General features: G+C 48.8%; 1 protein-coding gene. It reads right to left on the reverse strand.

From position 1 onward, the window contains the following. On the reverse strand, positions 1 to 244 hold a 244-nt coding region (locus PSHG_RS29750), incomplete at both ends, for an AAA family ATPase (protein ID WP_157213417.1).

Here is a 244-nt window from a genome sequence, read left to right on the forward strand (position 1 = left end):
ATCTTAAAATTCAGCAAGAATCTTACTTCCTCGAGCATCTCTCGATCCAGCAGATGCGCTTCGTCAACGACGACAACCGGCTGCAAACAATGAATACGACGCATGAGCTCAATCTCACGATGCAACTGCCTCTTGGCGTCGCCACGGTAGAACTTAGACTCGCAGCCGAGTTGCTCGAGCAGTCCTTTGTAGAAATGACGCGGGGTCAGCTTAGAATCTGACAAGTAAAGTACTTTGTACTTGG

It is taken from the genome of Paenibacillus senegalensis JC66 (assembly GCF_000285515.1).
GTDB lineage: Bacteria > Bacillota > Bacilli > Paenibacillales > NBRC-103111 > Paenibacillus_L > Paenibacillus_L senegalensis.